The sequence below is a fragment of the Clostridium sp. KNHs216 genome (assembly GCF_006714885.1).
GTDB lineage: Bacteria > Bacillota > Clostridia > Oscillospirales > Acutalibacteraceae > Caproiciproducens.
Map to the genome: position 1 here is coordinate 1,009,899 of NZ_VFMF01000001.1, position 17,094 is coordinate 1,026,992.

The window sequence follows — 17,094 nt, forward strand, 5'->3', positions numbered from 1 at the left end:
AACGCAATCAATAATGCGGATTGCTCCGCGTCGGCAGTTGACCGGGCTGTCCGTAGGCCCTGAACCTCTAAAAAATAGAAGCGGTCAGTAAATTCTCGTCCTGTATAGACGACCGTGTTTAGATTATCATGTTATTCGTCCAATGTCAATTATATTTTTTACCGTTCAAAAGACAGACTATTTTGAACAGAATTATCGCATGACAGCATTTTCAGCTGATTCTGCAACAAGGTTGCGTTTTGTCTCGCAAACTGAAATGGAATTGCAGCAGGCCCTTATAAGGAATCAGAATATCAATTTTTTTGTATCCCGAATTCATGCTCGTAGAAGCATATTACCCCTGCATGGCTACAGATAACTTGCCAGTTTACGGGAGGTGTTTCGGAATGATGTAGGAGACATCATTTTTTTAGCAGTAAATTGCTTAATAAAATAGGTGTCGTATTCAAAACCTGTAGAACGTGCAATTTCATTCAAGGTCATACCAGTGTGGGTGAGTAATTCTTCTGCGACTTTTAACCGATATGATAATAAATAGGACATTGCTGTGCAGTTACATCGTTGATGAAACATCTCATTGAGTGAAACACGGTTTAGGTGAGCACATTGTGTTAAATCTCCTAGAGTAATCTTATTAGCGTAATTGGTGTGTATATATTCTAAAACCGTATCAACAGGAGATTGTCTATTTTCCGAATCCAAGCTTTCGATTAAACCTAACATTTGAATAAGATTTTTTTTGATTCTGCAAACCCAAAGTGAATCGCTTTGAGCAAATACTTCTGTTCCAATAATAAAAAACCAATCTAACAATTTCGAATATGCTTTTGTAGTAATAACGGGTACGCCAGTATGTGTACTATCTCTTTGAAATAAAGATAATCCTGTGTGTATTTTTAAATCAGGCATAAAATAATCTTCTGTTTTTGAAATTGGTATTGTACTGAGAAAATCCGGGTCAAAGCTGAACGATTGCGCGGATACTTTTTCTCTTTTAAAAACTTGTATCACATCAGTTTCTGACAAACAGAGTATTCCGGGTGCAGAAATTGCAATAGGCCGATTGTTCAACGTTCCTTTTATGCTCCCGCTGGTGACAAATACTATAGTAAACCGGCTCTGGTATGGGAGCGCTTTAAAATCTTCCGTGGCAAAAAAATCTATATCAACAGTTCTTTTTTTATAGCGGTCTATTTGTGGCATAACACTCTCCTTACAGATAGTATAGTTAAATTCTTCGTTTATTTCATTGTACCACAGAGCTGCAAGTTATAAAATATTAATATAGCAAAAGGATATAATATCAACATGTTAGCCAGCTTTTTACTATTAACGTTGTGTTAGAATGATTTTTTAATTAACAAGGAGGAAAATAAATCATGGCAGTAAAGGTTGCAATTAACGGCTTTGGACGCATTGGCCGACTTGCTTTTAGACAAATGTTCTCCGCAGAGGGATATGAGGTAGTAGCAATTAATGACTTAACCAGCCCCCAGATGTTGGCTCATTTATTAAAGTACGATTCTGCGCAGGGAAGATATGCTTTAGCGGATAAGGTAGAAACAAAAGAAAGCTCTATTGTGGTAGCAGGAAAAGAAATTGAAATTTATGCTCAAAAGGATCCTAAAAATCTTCCTTGGAGTAAGCTTGATGTAGATGTGGTTTTAGAATGTACAGGATTTTTTACATCCAAAGAAAAAGCATCAGCCCATATTGAAGCAGGGGCTAAAAAGGTTGTTATCTCTGCTCCGGCTGGAAATGATCTGCCCACCATTGTGTATGGAGTAAACGAACATGTTTTGACCAAAAATGATACGGTTATTTCAGCCGCTTCATGCACAACAAATTGTTTGGCTCTGATGGTTGATGTGCTTGATAAATTGGCTCCAATTGAAAAAGGATTTATGACAACAATTCATGCTTATACCGGTGACCAAATGACCCTTGACGGCCCACATGCAAAGGGCGACTTGCGAAGAGCACGTGCAGCAGCTTTAAACATCGTACCAACTTCTTCTGGTGCAGCTAAAGCAATCGGACTGGTGATTCCAAAATTAGAGGGGAAATTAGACGGTGTATCTCAGCGCGTGCCAGTACCGGCTGGTTCGGTGACAGAGTTAGTCGCTGTAGTCAATAAGACGATAAAGAAAGAGGATATAAATGCTGTTATGAAAGCGGCATCTTCCGATTCATTTGGATATACAGAAGAACAGCTGGTATCTTCAGATATAATTGGTATAACATATGGTTCATTGTTTGATGCTACACAAACAAAGGTTACTTCCCTTCCTGATGGGAAGGCTTTAGTGAAAGTTGTGTCATGGTACGATAATGAAAATTCGTATACAAGCCAAATGGTTAGAACAATTAAATATTTTGCAGAACTATAATCTGCGGCTTGTAATATAAGGCACTAAGAACTTGTGAGAAGCCATCAATCTCTATTGTTTCTTTCAATACACGCTGGAATATAAAATTGAAACCGCATTGTGAAGTCGTATCACTGCGTGTTAGAATAGTTACCCCCCGGTAAAACCGGGGGGTCTTCATATTTGGGCAAAAGCCCTAAGTTACTGGCGGCGTCTGGGGAGTATCCCAAATTCTGTTAAAAGTTCAGACACGGGTGTAAAATGGAGCAAAATAAGATGTGACGGCAGCGACTTTGTCTGATGCTGCCATATCTGCAATATAACAGCAGGCACACGGGAAGCCAAGGACGGCGAAGCCGTTTATTTATCCTTGAGGTCCTGTGCGAATATTTTTATGATAAAACTGATTTTTTTTGAACCGTTTCATCTTTCAGGGACTCTTATAGTCAGGTGCACCGAATCGTTCCGGGAAAGGAGAATGCAAAATCGAAGATTCAGATTTGATTTTAATGATGCAGCAAGGAAATTCTGATGCGTTCGACCAGATATTCGAGAAGTACAAGAATGAAGCGGTCAGAACGGCTTATCTGATTACCGGCAGAAAGTCCATCTGTGAGGATATTGCACAAGAGGCGTTTATAAAATGCTTTAAACATATCGGCGACCTGCAAAATCCGAACGGCTTTCATGCCTGGTTTTTCAGAATATTGACCAGAACAGCCTGGAAATTCGGCCGGTCAGCCAGCCGTGAAATACCAATGGATAACATGGCGGAAAAGGTCGAGGAGTCAAATCTTGATCTTTTAAATGAACAATATTCAGCAGTTGAGGAAAACAGACTTTTATACTCGGAAATCAACCATTTGGAGCCAAAGCAGAAAACAGTTATCATTTTGTACTACTTTAACGGCCTTTCTACAAAGGAGATCGCAAAAGTTTGCAGATGTCTGGAAGGTACCGTAAAGTCCAGACTTTTTTCAGCAAGGAAGAAGTTGAAAGCAAGGCTGTATTCTGTTAACCATTCAGGAGAGGAGTGCGGGGACCTATGCAGACCACAAAAGTATTTGAAGAAAATATAAAAGAGGCGCTCTTAAATATCTCGAACCAGGTTGAGGCTTCCGATCAATTAAGACTCAGAATAAATAAAGCAATGAAACAACAGACCCAAAAGGAGGGTTTTCTAATGAAGAAACGACTTTCACTAAAAAGCGCAGTGATTCTGGCCGCCATCCTCTGTTTGACCACGGTTACCGTTTTCGCGGCGACACAAGTCAGCCAGTATCTGTCAACCTCGTCATCCAAACCGACCTATACTTCTTTTCCGACGGAAAAAGCGCTTCAAAAGGATCTTGGATTTGTTCCGAACAATTTGGAAACGTTTTCAAACGGCTATACTTTTCAGGAAGCGGTCATCGGCAATACCACCCCGGTTGATGAAAACGGCAAAAAAATGGGCGATTATAAATTTATTTCCTACACATATGTATCCGGCAAGGATAAGAAAGTAAACCTATACGCCAACAAACAGCTTCCCGGAGCAACATCAGATTCCAAAGAGGTAAACACGGATTATAAAGGTGTGACCCTTTCTTATTCCTCACAGAAATATAAATTTGTTCCGGCAGATTATCAATTGACGGAACAAGACAAAAAGGCCCAGGAAAGCGGAGAGATCATGTTCACTTACGGCAGCGACGCCGTACGGAACAGCATCGTTCAGAACGTAACCTGGACCGACAGCGAAGGGATCAGCTATGATTTAATGGCCTCTGACAGCAAGCTTCAGCAGACTGATCTGACGGCAATGGCAAAGGAGATTGTGGATAAAAACAAATGAGGGCCGTAACCGGTTCGGCCCTCGCGGTCAAAGTTCCGTCCCCTGCATTACCTGAGCCACTGTGAAATGAATTTTATGACAGCAAATTGCACAAAGGAATCGCTTTTCATAAAAAGAAAATGCGCCTTAAAACGGGTTTTTAAAGCCCGCTTAAGGTGCATTTTTTACAGCCGTCCGGTGTCACGGTAATGAAACCAATAGTTGATTATCCTTTTGTGTTATTTTTCGCCGCGATTTCCGCCTGCTTTTTTCCGCGCCCGCATTTCGGGTCCGACAGCCTGCAATTTCGCGGACATTGGCCACAGCGTTTTGTTTCCAATATTTGCTGAAGCGCAGGGTCAATGGGCATGGCTGTCTTCCTTTTGATCCAAGGAAACATCGTGTATAACCTCCGTATAATGAGCTTGTAAGCATTGCTTTCTATGTTATTTCTTTCGTGCAGGCATTTGTATGGCACAGTACGTATGCATTCAACCTGGTTTGGCGTATTCATATCAGTGCCGCCATTTGATTCAATGTTACATCCTGAATCGTATGCTCAAGGACGCAGGCCTCACTTACCGCCAGAGCTTCGCTGAGCTTCAGCACGTTCATTAAAAAACGCTTGATTGTGTCAAACTTGGCGAGCAGTTTTTGCGCTGTTGCAATTCCTTGATCGGTCAATCGTATGGGACCGAATTTCTCGTGTTCCACAAATCCTTTTTCCGACAGCTCCGCAACCGCCCTGTTTGCACTCGGTTTCGACACGGACATCCTTTCGGCAATGTCGATAAGCCGGACGGAGCTGTCCGCCTTGTGCAGGAGGTATATCGTTTTAAGGTAATTCTCAAGCGAAGGGGTTATCGTATTATTGTCCATTCTCTAACCTCCTTACGGGGTTCGGGCGGTATGCGCCGTCCTCTTAGCTGTGCCGATTCCAGAAGCCATCGTGCCCAAAATGTCCGAATCCGAACTCCTGTTCATTGTCGCCGCGCCAATCGTCTATAATGCGCTCCAGATATTCCCCCAGCTTCGTCTGCTCTTCTTCCGAGAGGCAGTCGAATAATGTTTCAAATCCAAGCTGCCTGTCGTCCTGGATTTCGGCGTTTTTCCCTTTCTCGGTCAAGCGGATAATCATGACCCTCTTGTCATCCTCCGACGGCGTACGCGTGATGTACCCTTTCTGCTCCAGCTTCTTCAGCAGGTCCCCCAAAGATTGGGGACGCATATCCATTAAGTCCGAAAGCTCTTTCTGCGTGATTTCCGGCTTCATTTTCAGCAATTTCAGCACCCGTCCCTGACCGCGGTATGGATTCCCCGTCAGGCCGAAAGCCATGTGGTTGTGGTGGTGATGCCGGATGAGCAGCCATTGGATTTGCATAAACTGCTCCACCAACCCGCTGTATTTGCTCTCACTCATGATTTTCCCTCCTTAGATCGGGCCGTTCAAGTTTTATTAAGCTACCTTCCTATATTATAAAGGTAGCTTTCTAATTTGTCAACAGTTTTCATCTACAGCAATTCCATTTTAGTTTGCGAGACAAAACACGTTTCTCCCCCCGCCTTCGGCGGGGGGAGAAACGCAAACTTATTGCAGAATCAACTGGAAATGCTGTAGCTATCTGAATGTACCGTTGGATTTTTTCTTTTTGCATAGCGGACAGGTCTGAACGCTGAAACTTTTTCGCGAAGCTCATAAGTACAAAGGAGCTGTTGCAAAACAGCCCCTCAACAAAAAATGCACCTTTGAGCGGGCTTCAAGAACCCGTTTTAAGGCGCATTTTCTTGCTATCGTGTAAAAGGCAGTAAAATCATAGATTCTTTTCGCAAAAATCCCGAAGCTGTCTGCTTTCGGTTTCTTCGCCCTCGCCTTCAATCTGAAAGACGACTCCGTCGCCCTTCTTTACACCGAGATTCATGATCGCGAAAAGCCGTTTGGCGTCTGCCGATTTACCGGCCGCCGTCATAGTGATTTTGGACACGCATTTTTTCGCGGCCTGCGCCAGCAGGCCCGCCGGCCGTGCGTGCAGCCCTTCCTCTGCGGTTACGATATACTCAAACGTTTTCATTTCCTTTTCCTCCTTGATGATTTCCCAGCCGTCTCCGCTGTGCTATCGCAGCAGCTCCGGCGCAAAATGGCGCACGATATCCGTAATCGGCGCATGATTGTTGTCGGTCCCGCGATAGGCTATGTAGGGTTCCGCTTCCGGGGACACGTTCGCGGGTGCCGCGGCAAAGCCCGCCACGCGAAACATGGAAATGTCATTGCTGCTGTCTCCGATTACCAGGGTTTTTTCCAGCGGAAAACGGAGTTTCTGCGCGGCCTTCTTCAGGCCCGGCCCTTTGCCGCAGTCCGGAGGTTCCATTTCCACGCAGCAGGGACTATGATAGAGCTCCAGAGTCAGGTCGGCGAATTCCCTCTGCAGTCTATCCATCTGCTCCGGTAAAAGGGTCGGAATCGATGCCTTTACCACAGGTTCCTCCGGCAGGCCTCTCCATTCTTCATAAGACCGGATACCGGAGCGGATAAAAAAATTTTTATGCATTTCCACCGACCGGCCGTCCGCTGAAAGCCTGGGGTCACGCCGGCAGAAATACGGGCTGACGGAAGTGTAATAATTAAAATACAATCCTTCACGTCTGCAAAAGCGATCCAGCCGCTCCAGCTGCCCGGCCGTGAACTGATCCAGGACCTCTCCGACATCCCGGGAGGGGTCGTACAGCAGGGTTCCGTTGCAGGCGACGGCTGCGTCCATCGTCCCAAGCCGCGGCAGATAGAAACGGAACAGATCGGGATGGCGGCCTGTCGCGATCAGTGTTCGTACGCCGTGTTCCCGAAGCTTGGACAGCGTCTTCAGGTCGTCCGGATGGACATAGCCGCGGTCATTCAGAAGAGTGCCGTCCAGATCGGTAATAACGGCACGGAGATCAGTCATCGGCGGCCTCTGCGGATTCGCAGGAAATAATCTCCGACTGCGCCGCGGTCACTTCTCCCAGCCGGATTTTTGGATTTGTAAAGTCGGCCAGATTGGTGATAATACAAGGGGAAATCATTCGGAAATTGTTTGACTTGAAAAGCTTGAGATCCATTTTCATAATCCGGTCGCCCCTGCGGACACGGCTGCCGTCTTCCACATAGCAGGTGAATCCCTTTCCGTTCAGTTTCACCGTGTCTATCCCGAGATGAATCAGCAGCTCGATTCCGTTGTCGCCGGTGATGCATATGGCGTGCAGGGTCCTGGCGATATTGGAGATCACGCCGTCGAACGGCGCCAGCACGAACGGCGACTCGGGATAAACGGCGACGCCGTCGCCCAGCACTTTCCCGGAAAAAACTTCGTCCGGGACCTCGGTAACAGAGACAGCGCGGCCGGTAATCGGCGAATATACTTTCCTTTCCATGGTTCCTGTTTCCTTTCTTGCGATAAAATTGTCTTCGGTTTCCGCTTTCCTTCAAGACCTGCGGAAACCTGTTTACAGCATTTCCAGTTCATTCTGCAACAAGGCTGCGTTCCTATTTTTTAAAATAGGTCCGTTAGAGAACAATTCCCGTGTATACACCCGGTTAAAAACATGTTACAATAATGATGGTCCAGCTGTCCAATCATTCAAAGACCAGTCGGAGGTTTCCTTTATGAACTGCCTGACTCGAATCAGTCAATATTACAATTCGTTTACCAAAGCGGAACGCAGAATTGCGGATTATATTACACAGAATCCAGAGCAGACCGTAAAGCTGAGTATATACGGCCTGGCCAGCGCGGCCGGGGTGGCCCCTTCCACCGTAACGCGTTTTGTCCACAATCTGGAATACAAATCCTTTAACGAAATGCGCATAGAGCTGGTGCGCAACGTGGACGTGAAAACCGTAAACGATTTCAATGAGATTCTTCAGTGGGGCAATAACAAAGACGATCTCAACCAGCACTTTCTTCACAATATTACCAGCGTGTGCCAGGAAGCGCTGAACATCAACCGCCTTGAAAAATTCAGGGAGGCCGTGTCCATCATCAACCGCGCCAAACTGGTGTACTTTTTCGGTATCGGGGCATCTTCCCTGATCGTACAGGATTTGCAGCAGAAGCTGATGAAGATGCATAAGTGCTGTATTTACAACATCGACGGAAACTTCGGCACCCAAAACGCCATCATGGCGGGCCCCGACGATGTTGTCGTGGCCGTTTCCTACAGCGGAATCACGCGCGAGGTAAATCTGGCCGTCCAGCGGGCGAAGGAAAACGGATGCAAAGTCATCGCCATTACCCGGTACGGCCACACGACCCTTTCCGAACTCGCCGACATCTGCCTTTTCGTTCCGAACGTAGAACAGGTGACGAAAGTAGCGGCCATTTTTTCACGGTACGCGCAGCTGTTTATTGTGGACATCCTGTTCCTGAATTTTGTGAACGAGAGCGGAGAGGACCCGGCGAAAATGCTTACGGATTACCGTTCGCTGCTGCTGAGACTGAAAGAGTAGTCCTGTTTGCGGAGAATACGACCGGCCCCGAACGGGGCCGGTCTTTTTGATATTCTCAGAACGGGTGCCAGCAGCACAGGATTCTGCAGTTTCCTTTTACTTTGCAGGACTTCCGGTCCGACGGAAGAAGAACGGTGTGGGTATGATTCATCTGATACCGCCCTTCGGCGGTTTCCACGACGGCGTTCCCTTCCACGGCGGTAAGCGACAGGCAGACGCCGTTGTTTTCCGGCTCCCATTCGTCCGCGATATCCACGATATCCACGCAGAAGCTGGGATGGCGGATCGCTTCCCGCACGCTGGCGCCGGCGGCCGGCCTGCTTCCCGGCTCGAAGTGCCGCACCTCAGGCTGCAGGGCCGGGTCAAGCACATCAAACCCCTTTTCCAGATGCAGCTCTCTGCCGCGCCCATAGTCGTACAGGCGGTAGGTGATGCCGCCAAAGCTGCCCGCCTCCAGCGCCAGCATGTTTTTGCCGCAGGCGTGCAGCATCCCGGCGGGAATCATGACGAAGTCGCCCTTTTTCACCGGCACTTTGCGGATATATTGCTCGATGGTGCCGTCGGCGGCGGCTTTGCGCAGCTGCTCTTTGTCCGTTATCGTCGTTCCGGCCACCACATAGGCGCCTTCGTCGCAGTCCAGAATGTACCACGATTCCGACTTTTCAAAATCGTTTTCCACGCGGCTCGCATACTCTTCGCCGGGGTGGACCTGAATGGAAAGATCCTCCCGCGCGTCAATATAGGCCACACGCACCAGCTGGTCGGCGGGGTCCCTGCCCAGCAGTTCCCCGTGCCGGAGGCCGATCAGTTCGTGAAGGGTTTTGCCGGCATATTCGCCGCTGAGAATTTTGCTTGTTGTGTTCCGGTAGGCGCTCACCTCCCGGCAGATTCCATACTGCTGCCCTTCGGGCGGCGTGATGCCCCGAATATCTGTAAGACGGCTGCCGCCCCAGACGCTGACGCAGTAACCGGAGATGGGAAGAATCGGTTCCATTTTTCAGCCCTCCCCGACCCACTGGATTTCTCCGTTGCGCTTATAGCAGCGGAAAGGAAACGGCTTCTGTTCAATGACGGCGTGGTCCTGCTTGGTGGCGGGCAGGCTGCACGCGGCCACGGCCAGAACGCCTTCGCCGGAATTGATGATACGGTGGGCGTATTTACCGCTGATGTAGTGCAGCGAGCCCGGAAAAATCTTTTCCGCGTAAAATTCGTCCCCGCCGTCCCAGAACAGCAGAAAGCCTTCGCCCTGCAGGCCGTAGTAATATTCGTCGCAGTCGCGGTCAATGTGGAAATGTCCGTGCGTCATGCTGCATTCCCCGTCGACGCAGTAAGCTTCCAGATAAGTAATGCCCCACTGCAGATTGCCCTTGACGTAGTCGGTGCGGTGGAAATTCTGATTCGCTACGCGGTAGGCAAGCTGGTCGCCGAACGCCGCCAGAGCATCCTCATTTTTGTAAATGCCCTTCAGCTCGCTGATTTTTTTCTGACGCCAGACAACGTTCTGGCCGGAAAGCTCGCAGTCTTCCCACCATTTCTGTATTCCCTTCGGTTCGCGGATAAAGTCTTCCCTCATGATTTTCCGTTCCTTTCTGAATTCTTCAGTCATCGGTTCTGAGCATGGTCTTGTGGACAACAGCCGGCTGGTAGCCCATATTTTCAATCACATAATCGGTGATGGACGCCGGAACCACAACGATATCCAGGAATTTCTGCCGGTAGCAGAACTCGGGATTGGATTTGGAATAGACCTTCACTTCCTCGCCGTCCACCAGGGTGAGAACGGTAAACTGGCCGTTGTTGGAGAATTCCGCCTTTTTTTCAAGATAAAGCTGCTTGGTCTGATAATACATCAAATCGGTTTTTCCTACAATATATTGTTTCCACCCGTCGCCTTCCCCATCGGGAATCGGCTCAATGGCGATGTTTTCGCGTACCCAATCCGAGGTGCGCTCGGTACGAAGCACCTTCTCACCCATCGCGCTGTGAATCGGGCGGAGGTTGCCTTCGGCATCTCGCCGGTTATAATCGTACATTTTATAGGTATAGGAACCGATGGTAAGCGAACCGAGCTCCAGAATCAGCTGGTTGCGGCCGGAGGCGTGGATGGTTCCGCCGGGAATCATGACCTGACGGCCGGGAACGGAGTCGATATGGTTGACATATTTGGCATAATCCAGGTCGCTGCCGTCCTTTTCGGACTGTTTCGCCAGCGCGACAAATTCGGCGGGGTCGGCATCTTCGTTGAAGCCGAGGTATGTTTTCGCCCCGTGACCGGTGGCAATGACGTAGTAAGCCTCGTCCTGGCTGCCTTTTTCATTATAATATTCCTTACAGACCGATTCGTAGGGATGTACCTGAACAGACATGTTGCCGTTGCTGTGGTAGGTATCGTCGTAATTAAACCGGATGGGAAAATAGCCGCCGAACCGTTTGGTGCATTTTTCGCCCATGATCGGCAGAGGGCATTTCTGAATGAAGGTAAAGAACGGAAACTCGACTTCGCGGCCGTCCGCGTCGACTACGACACTGACCTCCATCGGGATCATGTCGAATACCCAGGCGATATTTTTGTATTCGGAAGGCAGCCGTCTGACCTTGCGGATAAATTCGCCGCCCCAGATGCCCTCTAGATAGACGGGCTTGGTGCGGAACGGATAGCGGGCCAGGCCGGTCAGGATCGTTTCGAGGTCCTGACTGCTCATCAGCACAAAATCCTCGTCATGGTCGCCGCAGATGTAAAAATCAATTTCATTCTGCGTCAGCAGACGTTTGCGGTTTTTCAGGATAATTTCAAAATCCACGAAATAGTTGCGGCGCATCAGTTCCGCAAACGGTCTCGGGGTTTTGTCCCCAACGTTAACCAGTTTCCCCTCGCGTGCGCGGACAGCGGCGGTTTTCGGGGTCACATCAATATAGACCTTCAGGTCCGCCAGAGCCGAAAAGGTCTCCGACGTGCTGCCGTACCCGATAAAAATCAGCAACGTTTTCTCGGGAAGATTCCGCATTTCCTCCAGCAGTTTTTCTGCCTTTCCCCTGTCGATAAAATCGGAGAAGCTTCCCTCGTACAGTTTGCCGAACAGCAGAACAGGGTCTTCCTCGTAATTCAGGGGAAGACACTCCGCCACCATGGCATCCAGTTCTTCGACCGGTTTGTAAACCTCGTCCATGGTGCGCAGGACCACCCGGTAGCCGCGCTGCCGTACGGCCTGTGACAGCGCACCCGAAAGGTCGCTGAATTTGGCGGAGGCGTAACCGTCCACGGCCACGACACATCCCGATTTTCCGCTTTCCAGCAGGGAAACGGCCTTTTCAGCAATACGCTTCGCGGACTGCACGGTACCGAAAACAAGATCCTCCCTGACGGATGCCGGGATGTCGGGACGGTTGATTGCGGTGTGGTCATCATAGGCTAGGGGTTTGAACATAAAACTCATCTTTGCAAAATCCTTTCTAAATTCAATTCAATATGATATCAGGTTGTTGACTGTAACTTCAGTGTCTTGCCGGGAAAGCCCGCTGCCGGAAAAAGGAGCTCCCGAAGGCTCCCGTTCCGGCATTGGGCCACAGAATATTTCAGTTCCGGCTTTACCGATCTCCGCCGAACGCATCAAGCGCCTCTTTTTTCGCACCGACAGACCAGGTAAACAGGAAGCCTCCGGCGATGGAAAGAGCATAGGCGGCCAGATACGCCAATGGATTGGTGTTGACAAGAACGCCGAGGATTCCGGAAACGCTGACGGTAACGGCGCCCGAGTGGGGGAAGAAGCCGAGGAGAGCACCGCCCAGAGCTGCCCCGGCGCAGGCCGTAAAGAATACGCGGCCCAGCGGAAGGCTAACACCGAAAATCAGCGGTTCACCGATGCCGAGGATTCCGGCGGGGAGACCGCCCTTTACGGCATTGTGCAGGCTTTTGTTCTTCCGGTATTTAAAGAACAGGGCAATGGCTGCACCCACCTGTCCGCCGCCCGCCATGGAGTCAAAGGCGTAAATCGGTGTGTAGCCAAGCTGCTGGATCAGGGAAAGATGGATGGGAGTAAGACCCTGATGCATGCCCGTCATAACCAGTGGCAGGAACGTGAAGGCAATCACCGCGCCGCCAAGCGGTCCCGCGTTGTTTACCAGCCACAGCAGCACATTGGTGATGCCGGTTGTCAGAATGCCGCATACCGGCTGGATGATGAACAGCGTTGCAAGACCGACGACCAGGATCGCCCCGAGAGAGGGCAGGTGGATTTTCAGGGAATCCGGGCAGTGGTCCTTGATCCATTTTTCCACAACAGCAATCAGCGCACCGGCCGCGAGCGCCGCAAGCGTACCGCCCTTGCCGTTGGTGAAGGTAAGACCGAAAAAGCCCATCGAGACGCCCGCAAGATTCCCTACGTTTGTGACGATGCCGCCGGCGATCAGGCCGAGATACGGATTGCCGCCCATGACTTTCGCCGCCTGGCAGCCGACCGCGATGTTCAGATACGTAAAGAACGTGGAGCACAGAACCGTCAGCGCCGCCATGAATACGGAGCCGCCGTCCGCGACCGCAGCCGGGTTAAAGGCAGCCGTACCCGTGAGGGTGAATATGAGCACGAAAACCTGCCTGATACCGTAAAGCAGACCGGCTCCGGCAAAGATCGAAACGAGGGGTACGAATACGTTGGAGAAAAATTCAAAAATGCCTTTTGACTTTTTCTTGTGCATCAGCGCTCCATCCTGTTTTGCCTCCGAATAATTCAGCCCGTCCATCTGTTTCAGTTCCGTACAGATTTTGTCCGCCACGCCCGGACCGAGAATTACCTGAGGCTCTTCGGGCGTCCCAACGACCCCCATCACTCCCTTGATCTTCAGCAGAGCATCCTTTTTCACTTTGTCGGCATCCCGAACCTGTACCCTCAGTCTGGTCATACAGTTTTCCAGTTCTGCGATGTTTGCCGCTCCTCCAAGACATTCCAGAATTTCCTGTGCTAAGGTCTTTGCTTCCATATGTTTTCCTCCCTACAACTATGTAATTGAAAATCGGATCGGGAACCGCCCTTCGCATATATTATAGCACTTATGAAACAGAATTCCATTATGAATTGAAACAAAATTTTATTTTGTCCATTGGTCGTTTTCCACATATTTCAGTTTAAATAAATCTATTTTTTAAAATTAGTCCTGTAAAATCAGTTTTTTCGGGATACATTTATGAAACTTTATTTTATATTTGGATTTCTTGTTTCTTCTCCGCTCGGTATTTTCTGCCTGAATTCGAACATAGTTCCATCTATGCACACTTCCTTTTTCCGGCCATCGGGTGCTGTGCCCGGAAGCTTATGTTCTTCGCCATGTCCCCCGGATAGGAAGGCAAGGATTTATTTTGTTGAATTCGTACAGCATATAAAATAGAATTTTGTTTTATATATTAGTGAAATTTTATTCTATCCATGCTATAATAGCTTTGAAAATTGGTTGGAGTCTGCCTTTCAAATCATCACGTTCAAGCACTGGTATCCGGTTCCTATTCCCTATCGAAAACGCATAGGCCGGCTGAATTTTTACTATTCTATACTATTTACAGCAATTCCATCTCAGTTTGCAAGGCAAAAACACGTTCCTCCCCCGCCAAAGGCGGAGGAGGAACGCAACCTTGCTGCAGAATCAACGGGAAATGCTGTAACGAAATTAAATTTTATGTAAAAGGAGAAAAATATGGAAATCAAGGTGGACGCAAACAGAGTCATGAGAGAGTGGCCGCACGTCGAAAAGTACCATAACACCACATTAAGGTACACCCCGGATAAACGTTTTCCGGAGGCAATGGAGGCATATATCGGACGCCCCGAGATGATTCGCCTGTTCATTACATTGGATGAGGTATGGGACTACCGTGATAATACCTATCACTGGAATTATTTGATTGGGGAAAACCGCTATCAGGACGACCCGAATCATTATCACTACGACTGGCCTCTGACCGTTCCTTCCCCGCTGGGAGTTCATGTTGAAGAATATCTGACGTCTCACGCGGCCTGTGCGGACACGGTCCTTTTGAATATCCGCAGATATGAGCGGGAGGTGACCGACGGCCTTGTTTCGTTTGATCAATATGAAGAGGTATTTAAAAAAGTAGTCGAGCACTATAAAGCCCTGTGTCCCAATATCGTCTATATTGAGTGCTGTAACGAAGTTGAAATTCCAAATTTCGGCGAACTGACTATGCCGGAATTTTATAATCTGTATAAGAGAGCCTATCGGGCGATTGAGCAACTGAATGCAGAACACTCCTACGAGACGCCGCTGCTGGTCGGCGGTTTCGGGATGTCCGCGGGAATGACAAACTGGAAATACTGGGATGAATTTTTAGAGATCCTTGCAAAGGATAAGGACCGTAAAATTGATTTTTATTCCATGCATGAATATCATACCAATCCCGGAAGAATTCTTCAATTCTATGTCCGTCATGAAGCGAAGATCAAAAAACTGAACCTGCCTGATCTGCCGCTTCTGATGACGGAATATGGGTTGAGAACCGGAGTGGGCGACGCGGGAAGACCGAACAACCTTCAAAATGCCAGCGGAGAGATCGCCGGAATGATTTTAGGCTCCTATTGCAAAAATCTCAAGATGTTTCCATGGTGCTCCTTCCACAATCCAAATCAGCAGCTTGGGCGCACGATGTTTGTCCTGAATGATCAGAATCAGTATGTTCCGACCCCGAGCGGGCACGTGATGAAAATGCTCCATATGCTTGGAGACAGGGAGCTTCTGATTGAAGGTTACGTCAATGACAACTGCGTAGCAACCATGGATGGGCAGGGGGCTATCCAAATTTTGGCCGCCAATCCCGGGGCTCAGATCAACGATTATGACCTGGAGATTTTCGGTCTGAAGGAAGGAACCTATCTGCTGACTGAGTATTATGTTGACGGTCAGCATAACAACTGGATCAGCGATCACTCGTTAAGCGGTCTGTCTGTTACCGGGAGCAAAAGCGTCGCGGTGAAGGACCGGCTGAAAGAAAGCATACGAATGATGAACGATTCTTTCTGCCTCTTTACGATTGAAAAGCAGCCCTGACCACCATCCTGAAGATAAAATGCACCCCAAAGGCCAAACGGCAAAATATGCCGAAATACCTTTGGGGTGCATTGATATTGTCCGGAAACTCGTGCATGACCTAATCCTTCGGATCTGATTTTTTTGTACCGGAAATGAGGTAAATTTCAGGAGTGTCGATTAACATATCCACATGAAAACAGCGGAGAAATACTTCGGCTTCCTCTTTCGCAGGACGCAAAGGCCACGAAATCCGGCTCACCGCATCACCCGAATGACAGTGATTGATAGGGCTTCTGCCCTCGCTGTGAGCAATGACGAATCTTCCGTCCGGCCTCAGCATACTTGCCAGATGCTCCGCAAGCTTTGGTTTATCGGGAAAGTGGGGATATGCGCTGAATATCAGGGCCGTGTCAAAACCGGTCTCATGTACGTCAAACAAATCCGAGGCAAGCAGCCGCAAACGGGAATCCGCGAATTTGCTTCGCGCCTTGGATATCATTTCGCCCGAAAGGTCAATACCCAAAACAGAAGCGGGGTTGCGCGAAAGGATTTCGGGGAACAATACGCCGGTCCCGCAGGCGATATCCACCACTCGCGACCCGGCCTTTATTGCCGACAAGGTGACGATCGATGCAATTTTTTCTTTGTCGAACGTACAATGATTGTCCCAATTTTCTGCGCATCCGTCAAAGAACTGTTTGATTTCATTTCGTTGATTTAAATATTCGCTCATATTTTACGCTCTTTCCCTCCGTATCATTTTAGCCTTCTCCAAGGCCAGAATAAAGATCGGAATCAGAATCATCTGGATAATAATTCCCGGCAGTGCCACGACAAAGGAAGCTGAAATAAATGCGGCAAAGCCGTAAGGCTTGCCTGCCATGTTCATAAACACAGCGTTTGCCAGACCCGATACAATCCGTCCGCCAAGCATTGCGCCAATAAGCGCGGGGTAGACATTCCAGCGGAGCTTTTGATAAAAGAATCCGGTCAGTGCGCCGTAAGCGCAAAGCTCAAGCGTCATGGCCGCAGCCGTCGGGAAAATGGGAGGCATGCCAGTCAGGACAGAAGAGAAAAGCGGTACGATAAACCCGCATACCGCTCCATACGGCCACCCGAAAATCAATCCGCAAAGTAAAACGGGAATGTGCATCGGCAAAAAGGTAGGTCCGGCGCCGATCATATGGAAAAAAGTGGGAAGCAGAATTCCGAGCGCGATACAGAGCGCGGTTCCGGTCAGATTTACTGTCGTTGTTTTTTTCATGGTAGTCTCCTTAACAAGTTATCATTGGAGCAAACAAATCTTTACTATCCTCCTAAATAAAAATACCATGAAAAGAGCCGTTTCGTACGGCATCCCTTCATGGTTGTGTGCTAATAAATATAAGTGAAGATTTTAA

At 48.5% G+C, this 17,094-nt stretch carries 17 protein-coding genes; 5 read left to right on the top strand and 12 right to left on the bottom strand.

The window, feature by feature from the left end; genetic code table 11:
• Positions 1-348: 348 nt before the first annotated feature.
• Entirely contained in the window at positions 349-1,203 is an 855-nt protein-coding gene (locus LY85_RS04980) for an AraC family transcriptional regulator (RefSeq protein ID WP_141825718.1), read from the bottom strand.
• A gap of 176 nt (positions 1,204-1,379) precedes the next feature.
• Here LY85_RS04980 and gap point away from each other — a divergent pair, with 176 nt between their 5' ends.
• The 3 genes from gap to LY85_RS04995 all read left to right on the top strand — a co-directional run bounded on the left by gap (position 1,380) and on the right by LY85_RS04995 (position 4,206).
• Positions 1,380-2,390 carry a type I glyceraldehyde-3-phosphate dehydrogenase gene (gap, locus tag LY85_RS04985; protein WP_141825719.1) on the top strand — a complete coding sequence of 337 codons (1,011 nt, stop codon included), beginning with the start codon at positions 1,380-1,382 and terminating at the stop codon, positions 2,388-2,390.
• Positions 2,391-2,869: 479 nt separating this feature from the next.
• A complete protein-coding gene (locus LY85_RS04990; protein ID WP_279230990.1) occupies positions 2,870-3,448 on the top strand; it encodes an RNA polymerase sigma factor in 579 nt (192 codons plus the stop codon).
• A 104-nt stretch (positions 3,449-3,552) separates the two neighbouring features.
• Positions 3,553-4,206, top strand: coding sequence for a hypothetical protein (locus LY85_RS04995; RefSeq protein ID WP_141825721.1), 654 nt, complete (start codon positions 3,553-3,555; stop codon positions 4,204-4,206).
• A 489-nt stretch (positions 4,207-4,695) separates the two neighbouring features.
• Here LY85_RS04995 and LY85_RS05000 read toward each other — a convergent pair whose 3' ends face one another.
• The 5 genes from LY85_RS05000 to LY85_RS05020 form a co-directional block, all read right to left on the bottom strand.
• Positions 4,696-5,064 carry a metal-dependent transcriptional regulator gene (locus tag LY85_RS05000; protein ID WP_141825722.1) on the bottom strand — a complete coding sequence of 123 codons (369 nt, stop codon included), beginning with the start codon at positions 5,062-5,064 and terminating at the stop codon, positions 4,696-4,698.
• Between the two features lie 43 nt (positions 5,065-5,107).
• A complete protein-coding gene (locus tag LY85_RS05005) occupies positions 5,108-5,605 on the bottom strand; it encodes a MarR family transcriptional regulator (RefSeq protein ID WP_052010665.1) in 498 nt (165 codons plus the stop codon).
• Between the two features lie 391 nt (positions 5,606-5,996).
• The gene (locus LY85_RS05010; RefSeq protein ID WP_038325004.1) at positions 5,997-6,254 is read right to left on the bottom strand and encodes an HPr family phosphocarrier protein; all 258 of its coding nucleotides are present in this window, start codon (positions 6,252-6,254) and stop codon (positions 5,997-5,999) included.
• A 42-nt stretch (positions 6,255-6,296) separates the two neighbouring features.
• The gene (locus LY85_RS05015) at positions 6,297-7,121 is read right to left on the bottom strand and encodes an HAD family hydrolase (protein WP_141825723.1); all 825 of its coding nucleotides are present in this window, start codon (positions 7,119-7,121) and stop codon (positions 6,297-6,299) included.
• Positions 7,114-7,587, bottom strand: a complete 474-nt coding sequence (locus LY85_RS05020) for a PTS glucose transporter subunit IIA (RefSeq protein ID WP_042082004.1) — start codon at positions 7,585-7,587, stop codon at positions 7,114-7,116. The genes LY85_RS05015 and LY85_RS05020 overlap by 8 nt, the downstream gene beginning before the upstream one ends.
• Positions 7,588-7,819: 232 nt before the next feature.
• Here LY85_RS05020 and LY85_RS05025 point away from each other — a divergent pair, with 232 nt between their 5' ends.
• The gene (locus tag LY85_RS05025; protein WP_038325008.1) at positions 7,820-8,662 is read left to right on the top strand and encodes a MurR/RpiR family transcriptional regulator; all 843 of its coding nucleotides are present in this window, start codon (positions 7,820-7,822) and stop codon (positions 8,660-8,662) included.
• 55 nt (positions 8,663-8,717) lie between these two features.
• Here the strand turns inward: LY85_RS05025 and LY85_RS05030 are convergent, their stop codons facing one another.
• The 4 genes from LY85_RS05030 to LY85_RS05045 all read right to left on the bottom strand — a co-directional run bounded on the left by LY85_RS05030 (position 8,718) and on the right by LY85_RS05045 (position 13,636).
• The gene (locus LY85_RS05030) at positions 8,718-9,656 is read right to left on the bottom strand and encodes a class I mannose-6-phosphate isomerase (protein ID WP_141825725.1); all 939 of its coding nucleotides are present in this window, start codon (positions 9,654-9,656) and stop codon (positions 8,718-8,720) included.
• A gap of 3 nt (positions 9,657-9,659) precedes the next feature.
• Complete coding sequence (locus LY85_RS05035) at positions 9,660-10,235, bottom strand: glucose-6-phosphate isomerase family protein (protein ID WP_038325011.1); 576 nt, start codon at positions 10,233-10,235, stop codon at positions 9,660-9,662.
• Between the two features lie 25 nt (positions 10,236-10,260).
• Entirely contained in the window at positions 10,261-12,087 is a 1,827-nt protein-coding gene (locus LY85_RS05040; RefSeq protein ID WP_243122487.1) for a class I mannose-6-phosphate isomerase, read from the bottom strand.
• Positions 12,088-12,247: 160 nt separating this feature from the next.
• The gene (locus LY85_RS05045) at positions 12,248-13,636 is read right to left on the bottom strand and encodes a PTS transporter subunit EIIC (RefSeq protein ID WP_141825727.1); all 1,389 of its coding nucleotides are present in this window, start codon (positions 13,634-13,636) and stop codon (positions 12,248-12,250) included.
• Positions 13,637-14,344: 708 nt separating this feature from the next.
• Between LY85_RS05045 and LY85_RS05050 the strand changes: the two genes are divergently transcribed.
• The gene (locus LY85_RS05050) at positions 14,345-15,712 is read left to right on the top strand and encodes a hypothetical protein (RefSeq protein WP_141825728.1); all 1,368 of its coding nucleotides are present in this window, start codon (positions 14,345-14,347) and stop codon (positions 15,710-15,712) included.
• A gap of 100 nt (positions 15,713-15,812) precedes the next feature.
• Here LY85_RS05050 and LY85_RS05055 read toward each other — a convergent pair whose 3' ends face one another.
• Both LY85_RS05055 and LY85_RS05060 read right to left on the bottom strand, forming a co-directional pair.
• Positions 15,813-16,427, bottom strand: coding sequence for a class I SAM-dependent methyltransferase (locus tag LY85_RS05055; RefSeq protein ID WP_141825729.1), 615 nt, complete (start codon positions 16,425-16,427; stop codon positions 15,813-15,815).
• A gap of 3 nt (positions 16,428-16,430) precedes the next feature.
• A complete protein-coding gene (locus tag LY85_RS05060; RefSeq protein ID WP_141825730.1) occupies positions 16,431-16,958 on the bottom strand; it encodes an ECF transporter S component in 528 nt (175 codons plus the stop codon).
• Positions 16,959-17,094: the final 136 nt, after the last annotated feature.

Coding starts and splice junctions, on each gene's coding strand:
- LY85_RS05010 (WP_038325004.1), bottom strand. CDS start 6,254: ATGAAAACGTTTGAGTATATCGTAACCGCAGAGGAAGGGCTGCACGCA.
- LY85_RS05030 (WP_141825725.1), bottom strand. CDS start 9,656: ATGGAACCGATTCTTCCCATCTCCGGTTACTGCGTCAGCGTCTGGGGC.
- gap (WP_141825719.1), top strand. CDS start 1,380: ATGGCAGTAAAGGTTGCAATTAACGGCTTTGGACGCATTGGCCGACTT.
- LY85_RS05060 (WP_141825730.1), bottom strand. CDS start 16,958: ATGAAAAAAACAACGACAGTAAATCTGACCGGAACCGCGCTCTGTATC.
- LY85_RS05000 (WP_141825722.1), bottom strand. CDS start 5,064: ATGGACAATAATACGATAACCCCTTCGCTTGAGAATTACCTTAAAACG.
- LY85_RS05035 (WP_038325011.1), bottom strand. CDS start 10,235: ATGAGGGAAGACTTTATCCGCGAACCGAAGGGAATACAGAAATGGTGG.
- LY85_RS05015 (WP_141825723.1), bottom strand. CDS start 7,121: ATGACTGATCTCCGTGCCGTTATTACCGATCTGGACGGCACTCTTCTG.
- LY85_RS04995 (WP_141825721.1), top strand. CDS start 3,553: ATGAAGAAACGACTTTCACTAAAAAGCGCAGTGATTCTGGCCGCCATC.
- LY85_RS05050 (WP_141825728.1), top strand. CDS start 14,345: ATGGAAATCAAGGTGGACGCAAACAGAGTCATGAGAGAGTGGCCGCAC.
- LY85_RS04980 (WP_141825718.1), bottom strand. CDS start 1,203: ATGCCACAAATAGACCGCTATAAAAAAAGAACTGTTGATATAGATTTT.
- LY85_RS05025 (WP_038325008.1), top strand. CDS start 7,820: ATGAACTGCCTGACTCGAATCAGTCAATATTACAATTCGTTTACCAAA.
- LY85_RS05055 (WP_141825729.1), bottom strand. CDS start 16,427: ATGAGCGAATATTTAAATCAACGAAATGAAATCAAACAGTTCTTTGAC.
- LY85_RS05045 (WP_141825727.1), bottom strand. CDS start 13,636: ATGGAAGCAAAGACCTTAGCACAGGAAATTCTGGAATGTCTTGGAGGA.
- LY85_RS05020 (WP_042082004.1), bottom strand. CDS start 7,587: ATGGAAAGGAAAGTATATTCGCCGATTACCGGCCGCGCTGTCTCTGTT.
- LY85_RS05005 (WP_052010665.1), bottom strand. CDS start 5,605: ATGAGTGAGAGCAAATACAGCGGGTTGGTGGAGCAGTTTATGCAAATC.
- LY85_RS05040 (WP_243122487.1), bottom strand. CDS start 12,087: ATGTTCAAACCCCTAGCCTATGATGACCACACCGCAATCAACCGTCCC.